The organism is Paenibacillus peoriae, from assembly GCF_022531965.1.
GTDB classification, from domain to species: domain Bacteria; phylum Bacillota; class Bacilli; order Paenibacillales; family Paenibacillaceae; genus Paenibacillus; species Paenibacillus polymyxa_D.
In genome coordinates this window covers 2,074,717-2,100,571 of sequence record NZ_CP092831.1, presented here as the reverse complement: position 1 = coordinate 2,100,571, position 25,855 = coordinate 2,074,717, and the positions used below count along the sequence as shown (strand labels likewise).

22 protein-coding genes are annotated in these 25,855 nt (G+C 45.8%); 7 read left to right on the top strand and 15 right to left on the bottom strand.

All coding sequences use genetic code 11. The features are described 5' to 3' along the window. Positions 1-27: 27 nt before the first annotated feature. The 10 genes from MLD56_RS09555 to MLD56_RS09510 all read right to left on the bottom strand — a co-directional run bounded on the left by MLD56_RS09555 (position 28) and on the right by MLD56_RS09510 (position 8,427). The gene (locus MLD56_RS09555; protein WP_241113500.1) at positions 28-672 is read right to left on the bottom strand and encodes a GDSL-type esterase/lipase family protein; all 645 of its coding nucleotides are present in this window, start codon (positions 670-672) and stop codon (positions 28-30) included. A 71-nt stretch (positions 673-743) separates the two neighbouring features. Then, complete coding sequence (locus tag MLD56_RS09550; RefSeq protein ID WP_029514761.1) at positions 744-1,166, bottom strand: GNAT family N-acetyltransferase; 423 nt, start codon at positions 1,164-1,166, stop codon at positions 744-746. A gap of 43 nt (positions 1,167-1,209) precedes the next feature. Then, entirely contained in the window at positions 1,210-1,764 is a 555-nt protein-coding gene (locus MLD56_RS09545) for a nucleotidyltransferase family protein (protein ID WP_029514762.1), read from the bottom strand. 19 nt (positions 1,765-1,783) lie between these two features. Then, on the bottom strand, positions 1,784-3,037 hold the full coding sequence (locus tag MLD56_RS09540) for an MDR family MFS transporter (RefSeq protein ID WP_029514763.1): 1,254 nt from the start codon (positions 3,035-3,037) through the stop codon (positions 1,784-1,786). 58 nt (positions 3,038-3,095) lie between these two features. Next, positions 3,096-4,811 carry an ATP-binding protein gene (locus MLD56_RS09535; protein ID WP_029514764.1) on the bottom strand — a complete coding sequence of 572 codons (1,716 nt, stop codon included), beginning with the start codon at positions 4,809-4,811 and terminating at the stop codon, positions 3,096-3,098. A gap of 49 nt (positions 4,812-4,860) precedes the next feature. After that, positions 4,861-5,925, bottom strand: coding sequence for a cobalamin B12-binding domain-containing protein (locus MLD56_RS09530; RefSeq protein WP_029514765.1), 1,065 nt, complete (start codon positions 5,923-5,925; stop codon positions 4,861-4,863). Positions 5,926-6,117: 192 nt separating this feature from the next. Then, positions 6,118-6,579, bottom strand: coding sequence for a MarR family winged helix-turn-helix transcriptional regulator (locus tag MLD56_RS09525; RefSeq protein ID WP_029514766.1), 462 nt, complete (start codon positions 6,577-6,579; stop codon positions 6,118-6,120). Between the two features lie 199 nt (positions 6,580-6,778). Further along, positions 6,779-7,228: a VanZ family protein gene (locus MLD56_RS09520; RefSeq protein ID WP_029514767.1), complete on the bottom strand. Its 450-nt coding sequence runs from the start codon at positions 7,226-7,228 to the stop codon at positions 6,779-6,781. Next, positions 7,228-7,896, bottom strand: coding sequence for a ribose-5-phosphate isomerase RpiA (rpiA, locus tag MLD56_RS09515; RefSeq protein WP_029514768.1), 669 nt, complete (start codon positions 7,894-7,896; stop codon positions 7,228-7,230). Before rpiA ends, MLD56_RS09520 begins: the two co-directional genes overlap by 1 nt. A gap of 60 nt (positions 7,897-7,956) precedes the next feature. Then, complete coding sequence (locus MLD56_RS09510) at positions 7,957-8,427, bottom strand: GNAT family N-acetyltransferase (RefSeq protein WP_029514769.1); 471 nt, start codon at positions 8,425-8,427, stop codon at positions 7,957-7,959. Between the two features lie 466 nt (positions 8,428-8,893). Between MLD56_RS09510 and MLD56_RS09505 the strand changes: the two genes are divergently transcribed. From MLD56_RS09505 to MLD56_RS09495, 3 genes are all read left to right on the top strand, one after another. Beyond that, positions 8,894-10,663, top strand: a complete 1,770-nt coding sequence (locus MLD56_RS09505; RefSeq protein WP_029514770.1) for a methyl-accepting chemotaxis protein — start codon at positions 8,894-8,896, stop codon at positions 10,661-10,663. 145 nt (positions 10,664-10,808) lie between these two features. Then, positions 10,809-14,504, top strand: a complete 3,696-nt coding sequence (locus MLD56_RS09500) for a non-ribosomal peptide synthetase family protein (protein ID WP_029514771.1) — start codon at positions 10,809-10,811, stop codon at positions 14,502-14,504. Positions 14,505-14,623: 119 nt separating this feature from the next. Further along, a complete protein-coding gene (locus tag MLD56_RS09495) occupies positions 14,624-15,622 on the top strand; it encodes a polysaccharide deacetylase family protein (protein ID WP_029514772.1) in 999 nt (332 codons plus the stop codon). A 91-nt stretch (positions 15,623-15,713) separates the two neighbouring features. On the opposite strand, the gene MLD56_RS09490 is transcribed toward MLD56_RS09495, so the two are convergent. After that, complete coding sequence (locus MLD56_RS09490) at positions 15,714-16,334, bottom strand: TraX family protein (RefSeq protein ID WP_029514773.1); 621 nt, start codon at positions 16,332-16,334, stop codon at positions 15,714-15,716. A gap of 22 nt (positions 16,335-16,356) precedes the next feature. Then, the gene (locus MLD56_RS09485; RefSeq protein WP_238437778.1) at positions 16,357-17,076 is read right to left on the bottom strand and encodes a CBS domain-containing protein; all 720 of its coding nucleotides are present in this window, start codon (positions 17,074-17,076) and stop codon (positions 16,357-16,359) included. Positions 17,077-17,253: 177 nt separating this feature from the next. Between MLD56_RS09485 and fsa the strand changes: the two genes are divergently transcribed. Then, complete coding sequence (fsa, locus tag MLD56_RS09480; RefSeq protein WP_013309811.1) at positions 17,254-17,901, top strand: fructose-6-phosphate aldolase; 648 nt, start codon at positions 17,254-17,256, stop codon at positions 17,899-17,901. Between the two features lie 143 nt (positions 17,902-18,044). Here fsa and MLD56_RS09475 read toward each other — a convergent pair. Beyond that, a protein-coding gene (locus MLD56_RS09475) for an IS1182 family transposase (RefSeq protein WP_241113301.1) occupies positions 18,045-19,405 on the bottom strand; the annotation gives its coding sequence in 2 pieces (ribosomal slippage) (positions 18,045-18,835 and positions 18,835-19,405; 1,362 coding nt in all). A gap of 267 nt (positions 19,406-19,672) precedes the next feature. Between MLD56_RS09475 and MLD56_RS09470 the strand changes: the two genes are divergently transcribed. Both MLD56_RS09470 and MLD56_RS09465 read left to right on the top strand, forming a co-directional pair. After that, positions 19,673-20,128, top strand: a complete 456-nt coding sequence (locus tag MLD56_RS09470; protein WP_029516787.1) for a MarR family winged helix-turn-helix transcriptional regulator — start codon at positions 19,673-19,675, stop codon at positions 20,126-20,128. Position 20,129: 1 nt separating this feature from the next. Continuing rightward, complete coding sequence (locus MLD56_RS09465; protein WP_029516786.1) at positions 20,130-21,329, top strand: MFS transporter; 1,200 nt, start codon at positions 20,130-20,132, stop codon at positions 21,327-21,329. 92 nt (positions 21,330-21,421) lie between these two features. Here MLD56_RS09465 and MLD56_RS09460 read toward each other — a convergent pair whose 3' ends face one another. Together MLD56_RS09460 and MLD56_RS09455 are read right to left on the bottom strand one after the other, a co-directional pair. After that, positions 21,422-22,732, bottom strand: coding sequence for an MFS transporter (locus tag MLD56_RS09460; protein WP_029516785.1), 1,311 nt, complete (start codon positions 22,730-22,732; stop codon positions 21,422-21,424). 90 nt (positions 22,733-22,822) lie between these two features. Further along, a complete protein-coding gene (locus MLD56_RS09455) occupies positions 22,823-24,541 on the bottom strand; it encodes a methyl-accepting chemotaxis protein (RefSeq protein ID WP_029516784.1) in 1,719 nt (572 codons plus the stop codon). A gap of 272 nt (positions 24,542-24,813) precedes the next feature. Here MLD56_RS09455 and MLD56_RS09450 point away from each other — a divergent pair, with 272 nt between their 5' ends. Further along, positions 24,814-25,767: a serine hydrolase domain-containing protein gene (locus MLD56_RS09450; RefSeq protein ID WP_029516783.1), complete on the top strand. Its 954-nt coding sequence runs from the start codon at positions 24,814-24,816 to the stop codon at positions 25,765-25,767. The last annotated feature ends 88 nt before the right edge of the window (positions 25,768-25,855 follow it).

Genomic DNA, 25,855 nt, shown 5'->3' with positions numbered 1-25,855 from the left:
ATACTTTGTCTGATCCAAAGCATCCTCTCACGCTCGCCTTAATGGCGCATAACCAAGCCGATTCAACTCTTCCGCAATCACGCGATAACCACGACTGTTCGGATGCACCCGGTCTAACGAAAGTAGTGCCCGTTCATAGCCCTCAAATGCGGGATAAATATTCGCCACCCGGTAATTCGGTCCGCCTAATGTATAGAGAAACGAGTTGTACTGACGCACATATACTCCCGCCTCCCTTACTTCTGGAAAAGGATTATATAATCCCACCATTCGAATGATAAATGGCTCACGCTGACCGGACTTTATCTGATACAGGGCATGTACAATTTGGCGTACATGTTCTTTTGTGTGATTCAACGCTTGTGGAATGGAAGAACCCGACAAGCCGGACTCTCCAGCAAGGGCGCTGATGTATGGGCGCAGATCATTCCCGCCGATCGTTACCGTTATAAGTTCAGCCCGGCTGATCGCCGACCGAAAAAGTGGATTGTTGCGGACCATGGACAGCAACTCCTGCGATGTCAGCCCGTTAATTCCCAGATTCTCGTAACTGACTGGCGTACGCAGATGTCTTTCTGCCATTCGCCGATAGATAGGTACAAATCCGCCGCTCAGCAACGTCCCTGCACCTGTTGTTAAAGAATCTCCAATCGCTGTGTAGTGGTACGCCAATGAAACCCACCTCCCTCTTTCTGCATAACATATCTTATGTAGAAAGAGGGACGCGGGACCCGGAGATTCGCTTATTCTTCGTCTATTTCATATACACAATGGAATTGCCCACCATCCGGCAAATCCTCTGATCCATACACGGCAAAGCCCACTTTGCGGAAAAAATCTGCCCCCTCCGCATCCGTGTCCACAGTAAGCCGTTTTGGATTACGCTCCTGAATGAGCGTAAGTAGCATACCTCTGGCATATCCTCTATGACGGTTTTCAGGCAACACGGCCAGATGGCGAATTACAGTTGTTCCATCCTCCTGGTCCTCAAAGCCGACAATACCTACAATAAGTCCTTCATCTTCTACACCGAACAGCTTCCAGTCATCCGAGCCTTGATAGGTACGTAAAGCTGTTTCTCCGCGTTCAGGATGATCCAGCACGGCGTAGGTTAACAGCTCCAGAACTTCCTCACGATCTGAATCTATTTTTATATTTTTAAACATTGTTTGTCGTCTCTCCTTAATATCCTAAAATTAGGATTTCACTCTAATTCTCCATAATAAGCAACGGCCAGTTATCAAGCCATTGCTTCTCAAATACACGCTGCCGAAAAGCCGTTGTGTGACGAAACAAAGGGCTTTGCCGTACCCGCATATCCAGCAGATCTTCCAATCCATGCGGACAAATAACCTCTATTTGATCCTTGTCATTCAATCTAACCGCCACCGCCGTTGCCGTCTCTGGCCAGCGGCTCATCGCATCCTCTACCGAGGAATAAGGAGCCTCCCCGTTGCGAAAATGCATCCGAGCCTGATTTTTGACAGACCAGTTACGTCCGGCCTGCTTACGGTTCAAGGACAACTCTAGATACTCATCTCGTTCCTCTAGCGTGTTTTTCGGGTCAAAATAGATAACATCTATATCGTTTAAAGGTGTAGCCGTTGTATAGCCATGGAGCTTATCCCAAACGCGGTTACGTACATAGCCTGCGGCAATACATCCTTGCGGCAACTTCAGCTCTCGCACATAGCGCAAGTCTTCCAGTACCTGCGGATCATTCATATATTGTATGACTCGTAGCACATCTTCTTCCGCCTTCATCCTGCACTCAACTCCCTTTTTATGATGACAGTTGCTGCACCGATTCTCCTCCTTGAGCCGCGATCCGTGCTGTACGCTGCACCAGGCGGCGGCGTGCGACCAGAAGGAACGGAATACCAATCACAACCGACAGGGCAACCGGAACAAAAACAACAAGCGGCGCCGTTTGACCATAGATATCCAGCAACCAGCCACCAAATAAAGGAGCCAGCACGCTTCCCAAATTATTAAATCCGATTGTACCGAAGTAGGTCCCTTTATATTGAGCATCTGCAATTTGGTCAATCAATACGTCCAGCATCGTGAACAATAACACTTCACCAACCGTAAATAGCACCATATCCAGTATAAACATCCAGCCTGAGTTTAGCATACCGCACAGCAACAGGCTGACCGCAATACATATATTCCCTGCAATCAGAGAATTCACCGGGGAAAATCGGCTTGCCAGCCGCACCAGCGGATATTGAAATGCCAATACACAAACCGCGTTGACCGTCAGCATATATGTAAACCATCGAGTTCCTTCCGCGAAGGATAAGGACAAGAATTGAGGCATTGTGGAATTGGAATGCGCATAGCCCATCACACAAAATACCGTTCCCAGCAAAATCGGCATAAACACCGGATCACGGCTGGCTGTACGGAATGCCTCAGCCATTCGCAGTGGAGCCTCTCTCGCCGTTGTACCTATATGCAGATCCGATGCATAACGGGCAAATTGGATCAACAACAGTACTCCGTATAGTGCGTACACACCAGCAGCTACCATGAACGGCGTACCATTGGATGCAGATCCTAACATCAAACCAAGCAACGGCCCTGCCACTACCCCAACATTAATGGCCGCATATCTCATATTATAGATAAGCAGTCTTTTCTCCTTGGGGGTTACATCTGATAACAGCGCCCGCGAGGTTGGCTCGAACAAGGACCTGCACAGTCCATTTAGAGCATTAATGACAAAAAAGGCCCAGGCCGCTTCCGCCAACGCAAAAGCAACGAATACAAGCGCCCAGCTCGCAATGGACACCAACATCACCTTACGCCGTCCGATTCGATCTGAAATATATCCACCGTAAAAGCTGGCAAAAATGCCGACCAACGAGCTTACCGACACGATCACCCCCGTATGAAAGGGGGACACTCCTAAACGGGTGGTAAGGTAAATTGACAAAAACGGGATACTCATGGATGTCGCCATCCGCCCGAAAATAGTACCGACAATAATCGTCCAGGCCAGCGGGTGAATGGAACGCAACTGTTCTTTCATATATGCCTCTTACGTTCTCCTTCCGCGTGCAAGTCTAATAAGGGGGGGGGAAAACGGTCTAGCACTGGTGAATATAGCGTTCCAGTTCTAAACACGTTGCTTGATAGACAGATTGGAGCGCAGACAACTTCGCTTTCGCATTCTCGAGTCGGTTCTCCCGTGCAAGCTGTTCAATATCCGACAGCAACGAGGACAAACGCCCGACACCCAGACTCACGCTGCCTGATTTCAACTCATGAGCAGCCTCTACTACTTTTGTGACTTCGCCCACAGCAGCCAGTTCTCTTAACTTATTGATTTTGGCAGGTGTATCACTTGTATACATTTCGACCAATGACTCCAGTAGTGCCGTGCTGCCATCCTCGTCCAGCAGCATAATTTCACGTATAACTTCCTTATCCAAAATCGGCTCGGTTTCCGGCTTTGGAAGCCATTTGACAAGCTTTTCAGAGAGCTTTTCAATCGTTACTGGCTTTATCAAGTAATCGTTCACTCCAACCTCCCGGCCCCGTGCCTGATCCTCCTCAGACACATTCCCGGTCAAAGAAATGATCGGTACAGGTGGTTGCTGGTTTTCTGCTTCCCGCTGGCGGATCGCTTTTGCCGCATCATGACCATTTAGCAGAGGCATGTAATGATCCATTAGAATACAAGCGTAGGATCGTTCGGAGGCCGCTTTTACAGCAGCTTGTCCATCCTCAGCAAAATCAATATGCTGGAATCCCAAATGGTTAAGCTGTAATTGCACCACCTGACGATTTACCCGATTATCCTCAGCCACCAAAATAGTTAGAGAATGACTATGCTCACGCAGCAACTCGCTAAATACCTTTAAATCACCATTTTCACGCTTCTCCATTTCGCCTGCCTGCTCCAATCCTTTCATGAGGGGAATTTCAAACCAGAACGTGGAGCCTTGGCCTTCTGTACTGACGACCCCAATTTCTCCCTGCATGAGTTCCACAAATGAACTGCATATCCATAGCCCTAGACCCGTTCCTCCATATTGGGAGGCGCTGCCTTCACCGGCTTGTACATAAGGCTGAAACAGCTTATTCTGATCCTCCGGTGAAATCCCAATACCCGAATCCTGCACCTCAAACCGAACACGTTGGGAGTCTTTTGTTTCCTCCACTAATTTTGTTCGAATGATGAGCAATCCTTCACTCGTAAATTTATTCGCATTGTTCAACAGATTGAGCAAGATCTGCATGATCCTTGCCGAATCTCCCTCCAGATGCTCTGCCACACCGGTATCGGTCTCTATACTCAACCGGTTACCCATCTGATAGATTTGCGGCTCCAACAACTGAGCAACATGGCTCATAATCGCCTGAACTCTGACGTTTCCGATCTCCAGTTCCATCTGTCCTGCTTCCACTTTGGATATATCAAGCAGATTATTAATCATGTTCAATAACAGGGAGGCTGACTCACGTATCACACCGATGGCCTGCCGTTGATCCGGGGAAAGTTTGGATGAACCTAACATTTCGATCATTCCAAGTATTCCGTTCATTGGCGTTCTGAATTCATGACTAACCACAGCCAGAAAAGTGCTCTTTAGGTCATTAGCCCGTACCGCTTCTTCCTTCGTCCGTGATAATTCCGCATTGCTTTTGGCAAGCTGACGCTGCAGATTAACCAGCTCGTTGTTCATCGCTGAAAATTCATTCAGCAGCTTTTCTTCCTCAGCCTTGCTTTTCACTATCTCATCCGTTAATTGTTCGACCGTTTTCCGCAGAACAGCCATTTCTGCTGTCGGTTCCTTCATATTAAAAGGCCCCCTTTACAAAATGACTTACAGGTTCACAAAACCAACCTTATTTCCTGAGCGAAAGTAAGTCACCCGCAACCTCCAGCGCTTCTTCCGCACCTGGTGCGTATCCGTCCGCCCCTACTTCTTGCCACAAGAGGGAATCGAGATTAAAAGGCAAGCCTCCGACCATAATTTTCACATGGCTAGTCGTTGGGTCTTGCCGAATGAGAGCAATCAACTCTTTCACTAGATGTACATGGTAAGCCATGGTAGCTGAGATAGCTACTACATCCGCCTTGTAACTCACAATGGCCTGAAGCAGACTCCGGTTAGGTACATTGGCGCCTAAATAATACGTATCCCAACCATCCATTTCAAATATATCAGCCAGCATGCGCACTCCAATTTCATGCTGCTCGCTGCCTACACACGCCGCCACTAGGCAGCGTTCCTCACTTCCACTCCCCATCCATCTAGGGTACAGGCTGGAAATAATAAATTGAGTCACGGCAGTGCAAAAATGCTCTTGACCGACGGTGATTTTGCCTTCATGCCATAGACGGCCTATTTCATATTGCGAAATTTGAAAAATATATTTATAAGTATGTTGAATAGAGATACCCTCATCCAGCAAGCGAACGATCCAATCCAAAGCCTGTCTGCGATTACCTGAGAGTAAATACTCCAAATACTGAGCCACGTCAGTAGCATAGGGATTATCACCTGTAATAAAAGAAGCATACTCCTCTTTCTTTCCAATTTGCTGTATCCCCAAATCCAGATGCTCCAGCACCATGGTTTTATCCGTATGGTCGAAGTGCTTTACCAACGTCTCCTGAATTAATCTGAAATTAATGCTCAAATCTTCTTGGGTTATGCCGAAACCCTCCAGAAGCTTTTTTAACCAGGAAACATACTGTGTAAATAAAATAGGGCTGTTCATGATTACACTTTCAGCCAAATAGTTCAAACTATATATGGAATCTTGTTTTGTCTTTATTTTACCGTTATCCCCAAAACGCTGCAAAAGATCGGGCTGTAATTCGTATTGCTTATGGGTAACTAATTCAGCCAAAGCTCCTGCTTGCATCAATAGCGATTCACCTGCGGTATATTGCTGTATACTCATGTACAGCTCCTTCCCCGACAAGGTTTTGTATTTGGAACAGGTACTGGGGATTTGTTCCGGACGTGACTATTAGACAATTATACCTGATTTGCGTCCCTACATTAACCCTACTCCCCCATAATACGGCAAAAAAATAAAATACCGAAAAGTCGGTATTTTATCTAAAGCAGATTTAACCTGTACATGCACCATTTATGATCCGTTACTCTTCTGCCCCTCAGCCGTTAGTCCAAGCTTTTTTAACAGATGAATAGCCTGCTCCTTCTCTTCCACAGATAAGCCATCCACGGTCTCCATAATGACACGATGATGCTGCGGGAATATTTGCTCAAAGAAGTGACGTCCCTCATCAGTCAATTCTGCATAAATCACACGCCGATCATCTTGCGAAGCACGACGGGTAAGCAAGTTTTTCTTCTGAAGTTTATCGACCACGTACGTAATATTCCCACTAGAGATTAGTACCTTTTCTCCAATTTTCTGTAAAGGCTGTGGCCCCCGATAATACAGCAGATCAAGCACACCAAATTCTGTTGTATTTAATCCATGACTATGAATGTCCCGATTCGTACGAGACGTGACCGAATTATAAGCACGAGCCAGAACAACGAACAAGTTAAGTGCTAGGTCCTGATCATCTGGTTTTACAGACATATTAACAGCCTCCGTTACTCATATCTTTATTCAAAGATATCTTAATTGTGCGCTTTTGTCAAGTTTAAGCGTTCCTCCCCCTACTCCTACGGCCTAAAAATGGAGGAATTGTCGTCTATTATGTGAAGATTACAGTTCATTATGTAAAAAAAGCCCGCTCTCAGCCAGTCTTAACACACTGATCCAGAGAGCAGGACGATTATATTGCAATCCCTAACTTCTTACGTAAAAATACGTAGGCAATACGGCCGCATAATACTCCCAGAACATTCAGTATGATGTCATCCACATCCATTGTACCTGCGCCCAGCAGCATTTGGGACACCTCAAGAATGACCAGTGCGATCACTATCGTTAACAACAGACTGCCTATACTTCGCATGGACACCCAAATGATAGGCACAAGGATACCGAAGGGAATGAATACGCCAATATTACCGAGCAAATTAATACCCCATACCCGAAAAGGAAACGACTCCATTGCCCGCCAGTATTGCCTGATCGTATCAAACGGCACAATATTATACGAATACGGGGGTCCTGGCCGTAATGTACGACCAAAACCGAGAAACATCCAATATAATAGAAGTCCTGTATATAAAATCAATAACACCAATGCCACATGATGAAGCAGACGGGTCCTAGACATTACTTGTTACGGACGTCGATCTGTCCATTGGCCCGTGCGATAATCACCTGGTCCGCCATATTAATGAACAGTCCGTTATCGACTACTCCCGGAATTTGGTTCAAGCGGATTTCCAACTCCTGCGGGTTCTCAATCGTACCATAGCGACAATCGGCAATATAATTACCGTTATCCGTAAGGTAGCGCTCGCCGTCTTTCATACGCCACTCTGCTTTACAGCCCGTCTGCCGCAAGGCCTCCAACGTCCATTCACTGGCAAAGGGTACGACCTCAACAGGTAAAGGAAATGCACCCAGCACCTTCACATCCTTGGACTCATCGACAATAATAATTAATCGGTCGCTATTGCTTTCCACAATTTTCTCTCTCAGTAGGGCTCCGCCTCCACCTTTCACCAGCACCAGCTGCTCATTCACCTCATCTGCACCGTCGATGGTAACGTCAAGCCTTCCAATCTGATCAAACGGAATGATGGGAATTCCCAGCTCCCTGGCCTGATCCTCCGAGGCTTGGGATGTAGCTACAGCCTGTATATGTAATCCTTGCGCTACACGCTCACCGATTTTTTGAATAGCCCAAAAGGCTGTCGAGCCTGTACCAAGTCCTACTTTCATACCGTCCAGAATCGCCTCAACTGCTTTTTCGGCCGCTTTTTGCTTTAAATTCATTATCATCTCTCCCGCTATATAGGCTAGTATTGATCATCATCCATTTTATAAGAGAACGCTTTATATTAATAGAGACAGCTTTTTACCATAACAAAGGCTGTTTTCATCGTGTTCATACTCCCCAAATCGTTCAACAGGTTCGTATCCCCGCTTGGTATAGAGAGCAATCGCTTCAGGTTGAGCCGCTCCGGTCTCCAGTTTAATTCTTACAACTCCCCGTTTGCTGGCTTCCTCTTCCAAAAAAGATAATAGGCTCACCGCAATCCCTTGTCTGCGATAAGAGGAATCGACATAAAATCTTTTAAGTTCCATTTCTTCCGCATCTATAGGCCTAAGCCCTCCACAAGCCACCGGTTTTTCGTCCACATACACAACAGCGAAAAACATTTCTTTAACTTTCGGATTGGAAAAATCAACCAAGTAAATTTCATCGGCAGGATACCTTTCCAGCAAGTCCTCATCCAGCCTTTGAATCAACTTATGCAGATCCTCGTGATTACTCTCAACCTTTAAAATCGTAAGCTTGGACATTCTTCTTATCCCTCTTCTCTTTGCATGGATATAAAGACTCATTTGCAAACAATTCACAAAAACCGCGATAAATCAAGCATTTACAACGTTAAATATGAAAAATGTCCCAAATTGATAAGTGCATTTGACTCTATTATAAAGTATGATGGTTTCTGTTGAATAGTTGCTTATGGACTGTAATGAATTCAAATCTCAAGTTGAAGTATAAATTGGAATATACTGAAACACAGACAGCGTTTACCTATTAAAATTAATTTTTTATTGTGTAAGGTATTCATTTCAAGGGCTTTTCGTACGACATATATATAGGGATATCATACTTGTCTGTAAAAGGACTTAAGACCTATTACATAAAATTCAAGGGTCTATGATCTCGATTATTTTGTTTGTAAGGGGGACTTGATTATCTCATTCGATAAGCGGTTCAACACCATATACAAAAAATACAACCAGGGAGTGGAACATTTTGAAAAAGTGGAGTAGCTTATCATTCTTCACCAAAAACCTATTATTATCCTTCTTCAACATCGTATTGATTGGGCTAGTTCTTATTGTGTCCAGCTATTTGATCCAACGTACGATTTTGATAGACCAATTGCATGGGCAAGTGGAAAAAATCACATTGAAGTGGGCCCAGGGCATTAATTCCGATGAAGTAACCCAAGCGGTTCAAGAGAAAAATTATGATGGACCCATTCAAACCAAACTCCGCGCGTACCTAGATAACATCATGGCGACGAATCCAAATATCTCTCATGCCTATATTTTCGGGACGGAGCTCGAAAATGGCAATCTGACATCTATTGTGGCGATGCCAACGGATCTCAGAGAAGCATTTGAAAAAGATAAGATGCTCGTTGGCTCTATGTATGAGCAACCCAATGTCGTGGCAGTAGGCGTAACCGGTATGCTGGACAGTGGCAAACCAACATTCACCAGCTTCTACGATGATACTTTTGGTACATGGACGACTTTGATGACTCCGATTAAAGATCCAAGCGGCAAAATCTTTGCATATTTTGCAGTCGATGCAGATGCCGGTGCCGTACCTGCAGGATTGACCAAGCTGCTCATTAGCGGCGCTACCATTTTAGTGATTTTCCTACTGATCTGCCTGGCGCTTCAATATTGGGTTGTGAAACGTACGCTGTCCCCGATTAAGCAATTGATGTACGGTATCAGCGAAGTAAGCAGAGGAAATCTGGATGTTCAAATTCATGCAGGTCATGATGATTTGGGACTCGTAAATCAGAATTTCAACGATATGGTAAGTCATATTAACAGCATTATGACTAAAGTGAAGCAGACAACTGATGAAGTCAATGAATCCGCCAAAGAATTACTCGCAATCTGCGAACAAAACGGAATCAATTCCAACATCATCAATCAAAACATCAGTGAAATCACGGAGAATATCCGTTCGCAGGAAAAAGCAACAGGCGATAGTGCACGTGCCATGGCTGAAATGGCTTCGGTCATTCAAAATATTGCCACGAGTTCTTCCAATGTTGCGGAAGAAGCCAATTCGGTAGAGAAACGCTCTAACGAAGGCAACGAGATTGTAAGTAAGGTATCATCCCAAATGCACTTGATTACCGATACAGTAACCAATACTTCCCGTATCATCAAGTTGCTGGACAGTCGTTCGCAGGAAATTGGCAATATCATCAGTACCATTTCAGGCATCTCCAGTCAAACCAACCTGCTCGCTCTGAACGCTTCTATTGAAGCTGCGCGCGTTGGTGAAGAAGGTAAAGGCTTTGCCGTCGTTGCCAGTGAAGTACGTAAGCTGGCAGAACAATCTGCGGAGGCAACCAAACAGATTACATCACTGATTGAAGAAATTCAAAATGAAATCGGACAAGCTGTGAAATCGATGGAGCAAGGAAACGTTGAAGTTCAAAACGGAATCGTCGTTGCTGGACAAGCAGGCGTGCTGTTCAATGATATTCTTCAAGCAACTAAAAATGTAGCATGGCAAATCCAAGAAGTATCCAGCGCTACTGAGCAAATATCTGCGGGTACACAGGAAATGACAGCGACAGCAGACGATCTTTCTTCCACTGTAACCAAAACAGCCAATAACAGTGTTCACATTGTGCAAACGGTGGAGGAACAAAAAGCTTCTTTGGATTCGATTATTGATTCATCCCATAAATTGACATCCATGTCTGAAGAGCTTCAAGAAATTACATCTTATTTCAAAATTGCAGACACCAACCGTAGCAAATCATAATAGCCATTTATCGACTTAAAGTTAATTTCATAGTTAATCATTCATTCGGTAATGCCTCCCTCCTGTTCATGCATTTGAAGGGAGCGAGGCATTTACTGAGTTTACCATTTATATTAAGACATCATACATTCAGGAGGTTAGCGTAATGGCTTCATTACTACAAAACAGTACACAGACAACCCCTTCCCCATTCCTAGTTCCCTTGGATTATGCACGTATACAACGCAAGCATACATCCTCTACTTATCAAGTAGAGTTAGAAGCGTCCATCTCGGAACAATTAAATCAGCAAAAAACTGCGGGAGACAAACAAGCGTTGCTCTTATCAGCATATACTGCATGGGTATATCGCCTTTCCGCAGAAGAAGAAGTTTCTTTTTCTACTTTCGTGCCACAAACTGGTCTGCTTACAGCTTCGCTGACAGTCGAAAAGGAAACGACTTTTCATGAACTAGCAGACTTATTTCAGGAGATGCTCCGTGAGCCAAGTGCATACCTTGCGGAACCACAAGCCGATACTTCATTTTCGACAAATCTGCCTACGGACAGCGGTGTAGAATCCCGTATTATGGATTGGGCTGTCAGTGAACACAATGGCGCTTATCAAATACAGATACGATATGATCAATCACTCTTGCTGGAAACAACGGTTGTCCGATACGCAGAATACTTTGAAACCCTTTTGCGTGGCGCGCTAACCAACAGCCATGCACCTGTGAATTCAATTGATATATTATCGGATGCAGATCGAGCTGCTCACGAAGCTTTAAATAATACAGTCGTGAAATATCCTGAGCATCAAACTATTCATGGAATGTTTGAGGAGGCGGCTTCACAATACCCTGATCGTTCGGCTATTGCTTCCCACACTGGAGAGTACACGTACCGTGAGTTGAACGAACGCGCTAACCAAGTCGCACGTGTCTTGTTATCCAAAGGTCTTACCAAAGGTGAATTCGTGACCATCTTCATGGAACGGAGCTTAGAGACCGTTATTTCACTGCTTGGTATCCTAAAAGCCGGAGGCGTATATGTACCTGTTGATCCCGCCCACCCCGCTGACCGGAGTAGCTACATTGTCGAAGACACGCGTTCTCCTTTTGTATTAACAACTTCCGCACTTATGGAACAAGCGACTGAACTGTGCGGTTCTATTGAAACGGTAAAAGAAATTTTAGCTATTAACGGGCCGCTGGCAGGCTATGCTGCAAGCAATCCGAACGTTCGTGTAAGTCCGGATGATCTAGCTTATGTCATCTATACATCCGGCTCTACAGGCAAACCGAAAGGTGCCCTGATCGCTCACCGCGGTGTTGTTAACCTAGGAGCTGTCGTGCAACGCGATTGCGACATTACACCTCAGGATGTATTGACCCAATTTGCAACCTACAGCTTTGATGCATCCGTTTGGGATACCATGGGAGCCTTGTTTTACGGTGCAAAATTGTACTTGCTGTCTTCTGAAGAGCGTGTATCTGTTGAAGAATTCGCTGAAGCCATTGCACGTACAGGCACGACGATTATTACCATTTTGCCAACTGTATTCTTTAATCAGCTATCTACGTACTTGTCAGACGAAGGCTATCGCAAACTCGCTAAGGTACGGATTGTTACTGTAGCAGGCGAAGCGCTGTACGGCTCCCAAGTTCGAGCGTTCCAAAGCAAGTTCGGTACAGATACCGACATCGTAAACGTATACGGACCGACCGAATGCACCGTAGCGACAACGACCCATCGGGTCCGTGGTGCCGTGCCTGAGCATGTCGTCAATATCCCGATCGGCAAGCCGATTTACAATTACAAAGTGTATATCGTTAACGATGATAACAAGCTCTGCCCAGTCAATATTCCGGGTGAAGTATGTATTGCTACTCCTGCATTGGCCCATGGTTATCTCCATCAGCCAGAACGTACAGCGCAATCGTTCGTGGACAATCCTTTTGTTCCGGGTGAAAAAATGTACCGCTCGGGTGATATCGCCAAGCTGCTGCCAGACGGTACGATTGAATACGTAAGCCGCAAGGATTCGCAGCTCAAAATTCGTGGAAATCGGATTGAAATCGGAGAAATTGAAGACCATTTTTCCAAACATCCAGGTGTTCAGGACGTCGCTGTGGTAGCCGTCAAAGATCACACAGATCAGAACATGCTAGTTGGCTATTTCACCACTTCGGATGGACAATCTATTCCACAGGACGTTATTCAGTCTTATATTGGGGGCAAGCTGCCTTCTTATTTTGTACCGAGTCATGTCGTTCATTTGGAAGCTATGCCAATTTCACCAACTGGCAAGATCGATCGCAAAAAGCTGGCCCTGCGACCACTACCGGAAGCGTCTGATCTTTCATTTGGCGGGGAACCTCTCCGAGAAGGAACCGAAACACTCATTGCCGAAGCATGGACTCAAGTGCTTGGTAAAAATAACATTGGCGCTACCGATGATTTCTTCCTGATCGGGGGCGATTCGCTTCGTGTCATCCATGTGCTGGCTATTTTGAAGCCGCGTTATGGCGCGCTGCGCATCGGAGATTTTTTCCGCTACAAAACCGTTCGTGAGCTTGCTGAATACGTGGAACAATTAGGTACGGAACAAATGCCGCAACGCAAGCCACTCGCGATTTCTCAAGAAAAAATGGACTTGAATGAGCATCCTATTGAGTTATCTGGTGCTTCTGACTTAGCTGAAGTCCGCGACTTGCGCGTGATTTTGTTGACCGGTGCTACAGGCTATCTGGGCTCGCACATTTTGTATGACCTACTTCAACGAACAGAAGCCAAAGTATACGCGATGGTACGCCCTTCTCAGGACGGTCCATCTGGTATCGAGCGTATTCAGTCCGTATTGACGGGATATTTTGGACATGATATCTCCAGCTTGATCGAAGGACGAGTGAAGGCTGTCTATGGGGATCTGGAGCAAGCTGATCTGGGTCTCTCTTCTGTCGACCGCCATATGCTGGAGCACCAAATCGACGGCATTATTCACAGCGCCGCTGACGTACGCCATTTTGGTGATTCGGCAGCCTTCGATCGCACGAATGTGACCGGAACACTGGAACTGCTGAAAATCGCCCAAGCCAAGCCGGGAGTATCCTTCCATCATGTCTCCACTATGGGAATACCGGAGGATCTTGCTAACGAAGGAAAATGGGAGTCGGCATTGGAGCTTTCTGCCTTCCCAGATGAATTGAACGTGGACAATCTGTACACGAACAGTAAACTCGCGGCGGAGAAGCTGTTGTTCCAAGCAGCTCAGGCCGGTACGCCTGTCTCGATCTATCGCGCGGGTAATTTGACAGCCCATTCGGCCAACGGACGCTTCCAGCGAAATATTGATAGCAATGCTTATTATCGTATGATGAAGGCGATGCTGCTGCTGGGCAAAGCGCCACAAGCCGATTGGCATACGGACTTCACACCGATTGATTACGCCAGCCGTGCTATCGTAGAGCTGTCTGTTCATCAAAAAAGCGCAAACCGTATTTTCCATATCTGCAATCCGAACCCACTGCCATATGATGAACTGATCGCTATGGTAAACCAACTCGGTTACGCAGTAGAAACCCTGCCTTTTGACGATTACAGCGCCTGGTTGCTAAATCCGTCTTCCGGCATTCAGGAGGATGCACTTCACCTTGCTATGGGACAACTAGAAGGTGACGGAGCCAAGGATTCAGCTTACCGTTACGGATGCTCTGTAACCACAGCTCTGCTGGAACAAGCTGGCGTTCAATGCCCGGCAACCGACCTGAATTTTATTCGGAACATGATCCAGCATGCCGTCGAGATCGGTTACTTCCCGACCTCTTCACCGGTATCTGTAAAAGCTACACAGAGGTAACAAAGTTGTGATATTTCCCCCGCGTGTTTTCGGTATGATAGACTAGATTTTGCTAGTTTCATATCTAGTATAAACCTCTATACTTTCAGAATTTTTTTGCATGCGGGGGATGTCATTCAATGAAACACACTTTTTTTAAAAGAACGTTGCTAATCATAAGTTTGTTGGCTATTTTAGGAATTTTGGTGTATGAAGCACGTAGCATATACCACACACCTACAGTTAAAGGGGCTCATCGTACACGCACAGCTAATGCAGATCGACTGGTACGCCATTTATTTTCAATGACGCCTACACCAGATAAAGTATATTACCAAAACAAAGTAATTGTCCTGATGTATCATGAGGTGACCAAGACTCCACCTGATCCCGGTGCTCTCAAGCTTAGTAATTTAACGAGGCAGTTGGACGAAATGAAAGCTAACGGCTTCCACTGGATCACGATGAAAGAGTATACGGATTTTATTTTACATAAAGCCAAGGTTCCTGATAATGCGGTACTTATGACATTCGACGATGGCTACGAGTCCTTTTATACGGACACTTTTCCTGTGTTGAAAAAGTACCAGGTACCGGCAACCAATTTTCTCATCACGTCCACGATCAGCAATCCCAAACATATTGGTATTCCAAAGCTGACATGGGATCAAATTCATCAGATGCATGCTGAAGGCATTGATTTCTACAATCATACCAATGACCAGCATGCTTACGGATACTCCAACACAGCGCGCACCCAACAAAAGCCGCTTCTGATGGCTCCAGTGTATTCGAAAAAGCTGGGGCGAATGGAAACCGAGGAAGAGTTCAAACAGCGAGTTTCTACCGATTTGGACATGGCTGACAAGAAGCTGTTCAAGCATCTACACAATGATCAGAATGTACTTGCCTTCCCTTATGGTGGGTATACCAAGGAGACGATGGAAATTTGCCGTTCCTTGGGTATTGACGTTACGTTTACGGTGAAACGCGGGATTAACTCGCCAGGGCAAACGAACGGCTATCGCGTCAATGCAGGTGGAATACACAATATTCCCGAAGTATTGGTGCAATACATGAAGGAAGGTGCTCCCCTTCGCCCACTTCCTTTTGCTCAAGGTCCCAACAAGGTATCCTAAACGTTGGCTAGCTTATTGAAGGATAAAAAAGAACCTTTAAAACCATTTTATGTCGTGGTTTTAAAGGTTCTTTTAATGTATGAGATGTAGATTAGGGCCAGATGCGAATTGCCGCGATAACAGCCAGATGTACCGGGTAAAAGCTACGCCACAACCAACGCGGTACCCGACTATAAAATCCGCTTTCTCCAGTTGCAAAACATACGATCAGAATACTGGACAGCAGACTAAAGTGCTGAAGATTCGCGTGATGCACCATGTCATACACTACGTTCAAAACAAAATGGGCTGCAATCATCATATATGAACGGGTGTATCGATAAATCAGAACCAACAGCAGTCCATAGGCTCCGTAATCCATCTGGCTGAGCTCCATAACCAGAGCTGAGACGACGTACAGGCACGTTACAGCCGTCCAATGCTTCAAGCGGGATGCAGCAGCCAACGCAAGCAACGAGGTCAATAGCGTCCAGATTACGTTCGGTCTAAGCACATCAAACGCCAGCATATAGGGCACCTGAGAAATCAGAGCCAGTCCGAGTAGACGGAGCATATAGCTCTGCATGTCTCGGGTATGAGTATATCCCGCATACAGCGCGTACGCGTAGATTGGAAAAGCAAGCCTGCCGGCAATTCTCCAAGCCGGATCCGTCGGAAAAAACACAAGTCCGACATGGTCAATCAGCATCGTCAGCATGGCCAACCAGTACATACAAGGCCCCCTTATTTATGTTTTACGTTTTATCTTCTGTCAAGCTCAGAATGGCGTTCATGATGTCCGTTTTCGTAACCCGTCCTACCAACTCCCGAATTGGAGTTGAGGAGCTACATTGCTCGTCCAAAACTGGAAGACAATTGACCTGATGCCGAATCAGTTTCGATATCGCTTCCAGTAAAGTGTCTTCTGGAGCAAGCGTCGTCATTTGGGCCCGGCGCGTCATTGCCATGGTCACCGGGACGGTGTGAAGATCGGTATGCCCCAGCATGACCTTCAGCAAATCCTTGCGGGTAACAATTCCAATGAGCTCCTGCTCCTCTCCTGTGACCATCAGGGTACCTGTATTTTGCTGAAACAGCATCAGCACCGCATCATAGGCGGTAGTGTCACCGGAAATCAAAATCGGATCACTAAGTATATCCGCCACCGTCAGCTTTTTGAGCATGTTGCCGATATGACTATCATATTTAGGATGACGCCCTGGCAGGTAGCCTACCTTCGGCTTGGCATCCACCAGTCCGAGCATAACGAGCAGAGCAAGGTCAGAACGGAGAGTCGGACGCGTCAATCCCAGTGTTTCAGCAATTTTATCCCCCGTAACAGGTGCCAGACGCTGGACAATATCAACAATTTCCCGCTGTCTTTCAGACAGTTGAATAATGATTACCTCCTTATGGAGTGGGGTAGAATACATTATAAAGAGCGTAGATCGGTAAATTTCAGCATCTTCCGACAATTCATCAAATTTTAATCATACACCGCTTGTTTTCAAATTTAAAATGTGTCACAATTAAGAATGTAATACATACTAATTATAAGTTTAACGTGTGCAATATGCTACATTTATCAATGAACTATTGTACATCGCATGTGATATGTATTATGTATTATATAAACCTGAGGAGGAAATCAAATGAAATTTTTCTTGGATACTGGTAACATTGAAGAAATCAAACGTATTGAACGTTTGGGTCTGGTTGATGGTGTAACAACGAACCCTTCACTGATCGCTAAGGAAGGTCGAGTGTTCAAGGAAGTCATTCAGGAGATTTGCAGTATCGTTGAAGGTCCCGTAAGTGCTGAGGTTATTGGTCTGAAGGCTGAAGATATGCTCAAAGAAGCTTATGATATCGCCAAGTGGGCACCGAACGTGGTTATCAAGCTTCCTATGACTGAAGATGGCTTGTATGCTTGTAACGAGCTGACCAAGAACGGAATCAAAACGAATGTAACACTGATTTTCTCCGCGGCTCAAGGTTTGATGGCAGCCAAAGCTGGCGCTACTTTTATCAGCCCGTTCGTAGGACGTCTGGATGATATCGCTGTTGACGGTATGAAGCTGATTCGTGAACTGAGACAAATTTTGGACATTCATGGTCTGAAATCCGAAATCATCGCCGCATCCATCCGCAATATTAAGCATGTAGAAGATGCTGCTCTGTCTGGTGCACATATTGCCACCATTCCAGGTTCCTTGCTCCCTTCTCTGTGGAAACACCCACTGACAGACAGTGGTATCGAACGCTTCCTGAAGGACTGGGAAACCGTACCTAAAGCTTAATTCGCCAGTCATGGCAAACGATATTATATCAACCCAAACAGCCCGTATTTTACGGGCTCAGATTGTCGAGAAACCCCGTCATTTTGAGACGTGGGTTTCTTTTTCACATCATAATGCTCTGGTCTCTGGAGAAGCAGGGGGGGTTACCCCTGTTTCTCCAGGCGATCTAGGTGGATCGCCATCTTCTTCATGTTCTGCACGGCTGCCGTCATAAGGGCTTGTTCCCTGACGTTTGGAAGACCGCGCAAACGGCAATAGCGAAACCCATGGAGCTCTTTGGCATCCGCGAAGCTTCGCTCAATCGTCTCTTTTCGTTTGCGGTACAGCTTTTTACCAGATGGGCTCAGCCGGTTGCTCCGTACCCACTCTTTGCTGTCTTCCCAGACATGCCGAGTCACCACTTTGCGGTGGTTTCGAGACTGGGTACACTGACTTAGCAGTGGGCAATGCTGGCACTGAGCTGGGTCAGAGGCATACTGCCGGTATCCCTTACGGTCCGTCGTTCGGTAGGGCAGTTCCTGTTGGGCTGGGCATCTATACGCATTGCGTTTGGCATCGTATTCAAACTTCCATTTCGGAAACAGTCCTTGTCTGGGATGGAATCTTCGGTGAGCAATCACGGCAAAAATCTTTCGGTTCTGCAAACCTCGGCAAATCGGCGTTGTTAAATAACCTGAATCTAGTGCAACAGCTTCTACTTGAAAACCAAAACGTTCTCTTTGGCGATCCAAACGGGACAAATAGGGGACAGAATCATGTACATTCCCTGGTGTCACATACACGTCCGTAATCAGATTGTACTTCATATCCACCGTGCGGTGGTCCAGATAGAAGAAGCCTTCGGGCTTGCCATCACGGATCATATAGCCGCTGTCCGGGTCTGTTTTGCTCACTTTAATTTCTTTTTCTTCGTTCACTTCCTCTCGGGATTTTAAGGCTTTTTTCCGTGGTTTCTCCGGTCATCCTTCACCGCTTCGTTCAGCTCGTCCATATAGTCTTTAGTATTCTGCAACACTTGTTCTTTGGTGTACTGGTGCCTGTTAGCATTGGCTTTGACGTGTGTGGAATCGGTGACGAGAACACGCCCACCCACCATTCGGTGAGAGATCGCCTGCAGCACAATTTCATCGAAGATATCTTGAAAGATCGTGGTGTCTTTAAAGCGAGTGCGACGATTCCAGCTAATCGTCGTATGGTCCGGAACTTTATCCGTTAAGCCCAACCCCAGAAACCAACGATAAGCTAGGTTCGTCTGAATTTCTCGCTCGAGTTGCCGTTCTGAGCGAATGCCATAGAAATAACCGAGAAAGATCATTTTAAACAATACGGTAGGATCAATGGCAGGACGCCCGTTGTCTGCACAATACAGTGGTCGAACTTTATCATCGATAAACGAAAAATCGATATACTTATCTACTTTGCGGAGCAAGTGATCTTGAGGAACCAGATCTTCGATGGAAACAAATTCGTAGGATTGTTGTTTTTCGCAGTTGGAGCGTAGCATATCAACACCATCCGTTCTACAATAGTTACCTATATTATACAACATTAACGCGGTGTCGTCTTAAACAAAATTAACATAAAATAGGCTGTCGAGACTTTCTCGACAGCCTGAGCCCGTATTTTACGGGCTGTTTTTTTGCTGTAGTGATAGCAGAACCCAAAACGCTGAACAACTTTTTTTGACAAAATAACTTGTTGTTCATATAATTGTTATAACAACTAATTAATTTCAAAGTAATTTATGTACGGGAAACAGAAAGGAGTACCTATGAATAACTTGCCTCCCGATTGTTCCATTGGGATGTTGCTCGGGATTACTCACCGCAAAATGAGTCAGCAGCTCTTGCAGCGCCTCAAACCTTATGATATTTCCCCAGAGCAATGGTCGGTTCTGTTCCAAATCTATCAGGCTGAGGGTTTAAATCAGAAAGAAATTGCAGCTAAGGCCGTGAAGGACCAGCCTACCACGACTCGAATTATTGATTTGTTGGACAAGAAGGGCTGGGTACGGCGTGTAAATAGCCCACAGGATCGTCGGGCCTATTTGCTTCATCTGACTGAAACAGGCCGACAGCTTGTGGAGAAGACTCTTCCTGTCGAACTTGATACCAATCACGATTTTGTAAAAGGAATTTCCTCGGCCGATCTGAAGCAATTCCGCCGGACTCTTTTACAAATTCACGCCAACATGACCGAATCAGAAAAACAAGGAGAGAACGATTAATATGCAACAAGGCAAGCAACCTCTTTGGACCAAGGAATTTATCGTTCTTACGGTTTCCAATTTATTTTTGTTTCTGGAATTACAGATGATCCTATCTTCCATTCCTTCTTATGTGAAAAATACATTCCACGCTAGTTCCGTTCAGGTGAGTCTCGTTACCACCTTATTCGCTTTAAGTGCGATTGCAGCACGACTCTTTTCAGCCCGTATGCTGGAAAAGGGACATCGCAGTACCCTGATCTTCGTGGGACTGCTGTTTGCATTGGCAGGAACGCTGGGGTACAGTGTTTCGCCAACGATTACAGTGCTTCTGCTCATGCGGATGTTATTTGGGATTGGCTTCGGTATGAGTAGCACGGCCTTTCCAACGATGGCCTCTGACGTCATCCCGCCCAAACGTCTCGGTGAAGGAATGGGCTTCTTTAGTCTGTCCACTAGTCTAGCGATGTCGATTGGGCCGACCATCGGCATTTCGATGCTTCAATACGGGAGTTTCAACCTGCTTGCCTATACGACAGCAGCTGTAATTGTTGTGATATTCCCGTTGGCTTACTGGCTGATTCGTACACTACCCAAAGGGCACATCGAACCACCTATGGTTCCTTTGGAAGAAGGGCGAAAACCGGCATTTAACCGTAAATTGTGGGTTCCCGCCTTGTTGAACATGCTGATGTCTATCACATATGGTGGATTACTCGGCTTTATGGCGCTTTACGGGGATGAAGCAAATCTGGCACATCCGGCCTACTTTTTCCTGTTTAATGCGGTATCCGTGCTGATCGTGCGTCCCTTCTCGGGCCGTATTTATGACAAAAAAGGGGCAAAAGCACTGCTCATCCCTGGCTCCCTGTTTTTAATTGGCGGTCTGATCCTGCTTTCCTACGCACACAGTGATGTCTTCATGTATATGTCTGCTCTTTGCTACGGTATCGGGTTTGGTGTCATGCAGCCGACCCTCCAAACCTGGATGATTCAGGTCGTGTCTCCTAAACAGAGGGGCATGGCAAACGGTATGTTTCTCAATTCCCTCGATTTCGGGGTTGCAGCCGGAGCGCTTATACTTGGCATTATCGCCAAAGCAAGTGATTATGCGTGGATGTACCGTCTTTCCTCGCTGTTTGTTGTACTGTTCTTACTAATCTATGTCATACAAATCGTTGTGAGCCGCAAGCCTAAGACGCATCTCCCTCTAGAAGGGTAGACTATATTTTACAAATGAACATTAGCTCTTACTTGCTTAGTTATCAAAAACACCCGTTGCCATGGTTTCATGGACAATGGGTGCTTTTTCATTTATTTCGCAGGAGTTTTGCGTCTTAGCTTGGGAGAACGAGGCTTTTCCCGGGACACGCTTGTTTGCTCCTCATTTACACTCATACGGTCCGTGGATTTGTCATCTGTGGGTTCATCCTGCTTGGGTCTGACCGCAAACAGCATCAGCAGAGCTGCAATGCCTCCCACTGCGGCCATCACGCCAAAGAGCAGACCATGTCCACTGCTGCCCAGCAGCAAGGATACAACCGGAGGGCCTAGTGACACCCCGACAAAGCGCATGCTGCTATACAGGGCAGTAATGGTTCCGCGTTCCTCTTTTTCAATTCCCTTTGTAATGAGAGAATCCAAACAAGGCAGCGCAAGCCCAATTCCGCCGCCCCCTAACGTAAACAGTCCGATCACCGCATAAATATTTTGGATAAATCCGAGAATGGCAAAGCTGATCGTCAATATGGCCAAACCACTGAAACCGATCCACTTCATACGCTTTTTGTGCTTGCCGATGATCTTGCCTCCTACATAAGAACACAGACAGAGGGAAATCAGCGGAATGGCTAACACAAAACCTTTCCACACTCCATGGAGGTTGTAACGACTTTCCAAGATGTCGGATAAGTAGAACAAGACGCCAAAAATGACAAACATACAAATGCCGCCCATAGCGAAAATAGCATAGAGCCAACGTCCTTTTTCGGCAAGCACCCGCTTCACATTTCCCACAAACTCCCGAAACATAATCGGTTGGTTCTTACGCTTAGGCACATGGATCAGCCAAAGCACCAAAATGAGCGAAATCAGACAGAGGCCTGGAATTACGGCCAGTGGCAAAAACCATAGAACAGCTCCCAATGCGGCACCGAGTATCGGACTTAGCACTTTGCCAAATGTGTTGTAAGTCTCGACGACCCCCAGGTTCTTACTGGCCTCATCCTCATTCTCGTACAGATCACCCACAAGCGGAATGACTATAGGAAAAGCCCCTGCCGCTCCCGCACCCTGAAGTAGACGGCCTGCAATAATGGTCCAGTATGCTGCCGAATCGTGAAGCAGCCATGCTCCCGCTGCAGAAATCCCCCCACCAATCACCGTCAGAATCAGACAGGGAACAATCACCGCCTTACGGCCAAATCGGTCGGAGAGATAGCCCGCAATCGGTATCAGTAAAATGGCCACCACCGCATATACTGTAATCAACATGCTAATCCGAAAAGAGCTTACATGTAGCTTACGTCCGATTTCCGGTAACACAGGAATCAGCATGGAATTACCCAGCGTCATCATCAGCGGGATGGAACCTAACGCAAGCAGATTCCCCTTATTTTGTTGCATCCCGTTACCACCTTTGCAAAAGTAATAACACAGCTGTTCAGATTTGTTCTACAGATGTTATTGTGTTTACATTGGTGGGGATTTATACGGCTACACTTTAAATCCACCGACCCTTGCATTTAGTAGCTGCGACATATCCGCCAGTGTATGAATAGATGATGCAATTTCCTCCATGGAAGCCAGTTGCTCTTCTGCCGCCGCACTGACGCTCTGGGTTCCCCCTGCCGACTGCTCTGCTACTTCACGAATACGTTCTACTGCTTCCACCATTCGCTCTGATCCGCCGGACATTTGTTCTACGGACCGGTTTACACTGTGAATCTGTTCGCTGACCTGTTGAATGGAACTTCCAATCTGACGAAATGCGGTTTCTGCGGATTGCATGACCTTTACGCCAGACTGCACTTCAACCGTCCCTGTCTGCATACTGGAAGCGACATTTCCAACATGCTCCTGAATATTTTGCACAAATTGTGTGATTTCTGCTGCTGAAACCGATACCTGCTCGGCCAATCTTCTTACCTCAGAGGCTACAACTGCAAATCCTTTGCCCTGCTCTCCGGCTCTTGCCGCTTCAATCGACGCGTTGAGCGCCAGCATTCCTGTCTGTTTAGCAATTCCAGTAATAACAGCTCCAATCATGCCAATCTGTTCGGCCTGTTCACTAAGTGAACGTACAGCACGTGCAGAGCTGTCTACACTTTCGCTTACCTTCTCCATCTGACGCATAGCCTGACCTATAGATTGTTCCCCTGCTTCTGCATCTTTAGCGGCTGTATCAGACAACTCATATACCTGCTGGCTCGTAGCTGCAATATGCTCCAGTTCGTGGGCAAGCTCTTTCACAGTATCTGTAGTTTGTGTAATATCGTCGACCTGATGCTCCATACCAGCCGCTAATTCTTCCATTACACCGGAAGTATGACGATTGGCCTGATTCATTTCCTCTGTACTTACGCTAACCCGTTCTGCGGTTACGGTTAATGTACGCGCCGTATCCTGAGCATCCACTATAATACTGCGGAATCCCTCAATAAGCTTGTTGTAGGAGCTTGCAATCATACCGATTTCGTCTTTGGACGTAATATCCAGTCGGCTACGCAAATCTCCCCCACCTTCAGACATTTCCAACAGTTGCTCATTCATATGGTGTAATGGACGAATTGAACGAATCAGAACGATGGATTGAAAAATACTGTAAATGATAACCAGAAGCCCTACAATACTCGTAATCAAGGATGTATTCGTCATCGTTTGGTGCGCTTGCTGTACTTTCACCGTCACCATATCCTCTTGAGCTTTGACGAAGGCTACTACCTTGGTATCAAGTTGCTTGCGCAACACCCGTTCGTTTTCAAAATCATCGAGCAAATCAGAAAATGGCGGGAAAGCGTCATCTCTTGTACTCTGATACCCCGCTGTAGTCAGTAAACGATGAACTTGATTCATATAGGTATTAATCCCCGTCTTGAGATCAGTCATCTTTTTACTAGAATCCTCATTGCCTGTACTAAGCAGAGCTTCTGTCTCCTGTAGCAACTTTGCAACTTCACTTTGCTTGTTTCCGATCTCTTTCCCATACTGTTCGTCACGAGTTAGCAAATATGCCCGCTCATCATTAGATATGCCGTTTAACAAAAATTGAAGAGACTTCGAGTTATACGCAATAGCCTCTTCACGATTCATAATATCCTTGTACTCATTCTCACTATGTACGCTTAAAATGTAATTGGTCAGCAGCATTGCTGCAATCACACTCGGGATCAGTATCGCGCTAAGAATCATTTTGGCCTTAATCGTTAAATTCATGAATCGGTCCCCCAGTTATTTCTGAATAAAATGTCCAACTTACTATATATCGTTTTATTCGATTGTTTTTTTGAATGAAATAGAAAATAGTGTATAGATTTTTAAATATATTTATGTCTATTCAGTGAACATATATATCTTTTTTAATATCAAAAAACAAAAAAATTCAAAATTAGGTAAATGAACTGTTTTCAGTTTGTACTCTTCGAATTTCAGACTATTTAAATGATATACTATGTATTGGTATAGCATAAGCCTCAAGGAGGATCTGCATGAACAGTCTGGAGCTCAAACCGCTTATTCACGTGCTTAACGAGTTGGAAACCCGCAGCTGCCTTATTGAGCAGCAGGGTAACATGATCTTGAATTACTATCGTGAACCTCAAATTGCTAACGAACTCTATAAAATAAATTCCTGCACCAAAAGCGTGATTTCTGCATTAGTTAGTATCGCTATGAACCAGCAACAGGGACCGAAACCGGAGACGCCGATCCTCGAATTCTTTCCCCAGTTGGCCACAGATAGTGATTCTCGAAACCATGATATTACGATTGAACATCTGCTGACGATGTCCGCAGGCTTTAACTGGACGGAGTTTGGCGGACAAAACTCTTTTCCTACCATGAGCAAAACGTCAGACTGGGTGCAATTTGTACTTTCACAGCCATTATCGGATGTGCCAGGCACGCGAATGGAGTACAGTTCTGGCTGTTCTCAACTTTTGGCCACCATACTACGTCATGTTTCTGGACAAACAGTTGCTGAATTTGCCGAACAGCAATTATTCCAACCGCTCGGTATCGAAAGCTACCATTGGGAAACCGATCCTCAGGGCACTCATACGGGAGGCTTCGGACTGCATCTCAGGCCAATGGACATGCTCAAATTCGGGCAGCTTTACCTGAATGAAGGAGGCTGGGAAGGACGGCAGATCATCCAAGCAGAGACGGTTCGATATTCAACCCGTCCGTTTCTCCCTGCTGCCAAACCACAAAAAGCATTTTACGGATGGCACTGGTGGACTTCTTCCTTTTCAGATGGAACAGATACAGGAAGTGAAACGGACTATTTTTACGCTCTCGGCTTTGGTGGGCAATATATTGTTGTCGTCCCGTCGTATGACATGGTTGTTGTCGTTACCGCCGATAAATTCAAAAAGAAACGGACTCCTGTGGATATTTTCCGGCAGTATATTGTACCGCTACTACTCCAGCAGAATGGATAGGAGTAGATAACCAATGCTAAAAGTTGCAACTGATTCTATCAAAAATCTGCATCAAAAAGGGCTTGCCTGTTGGATCAAGCAAGCCCTT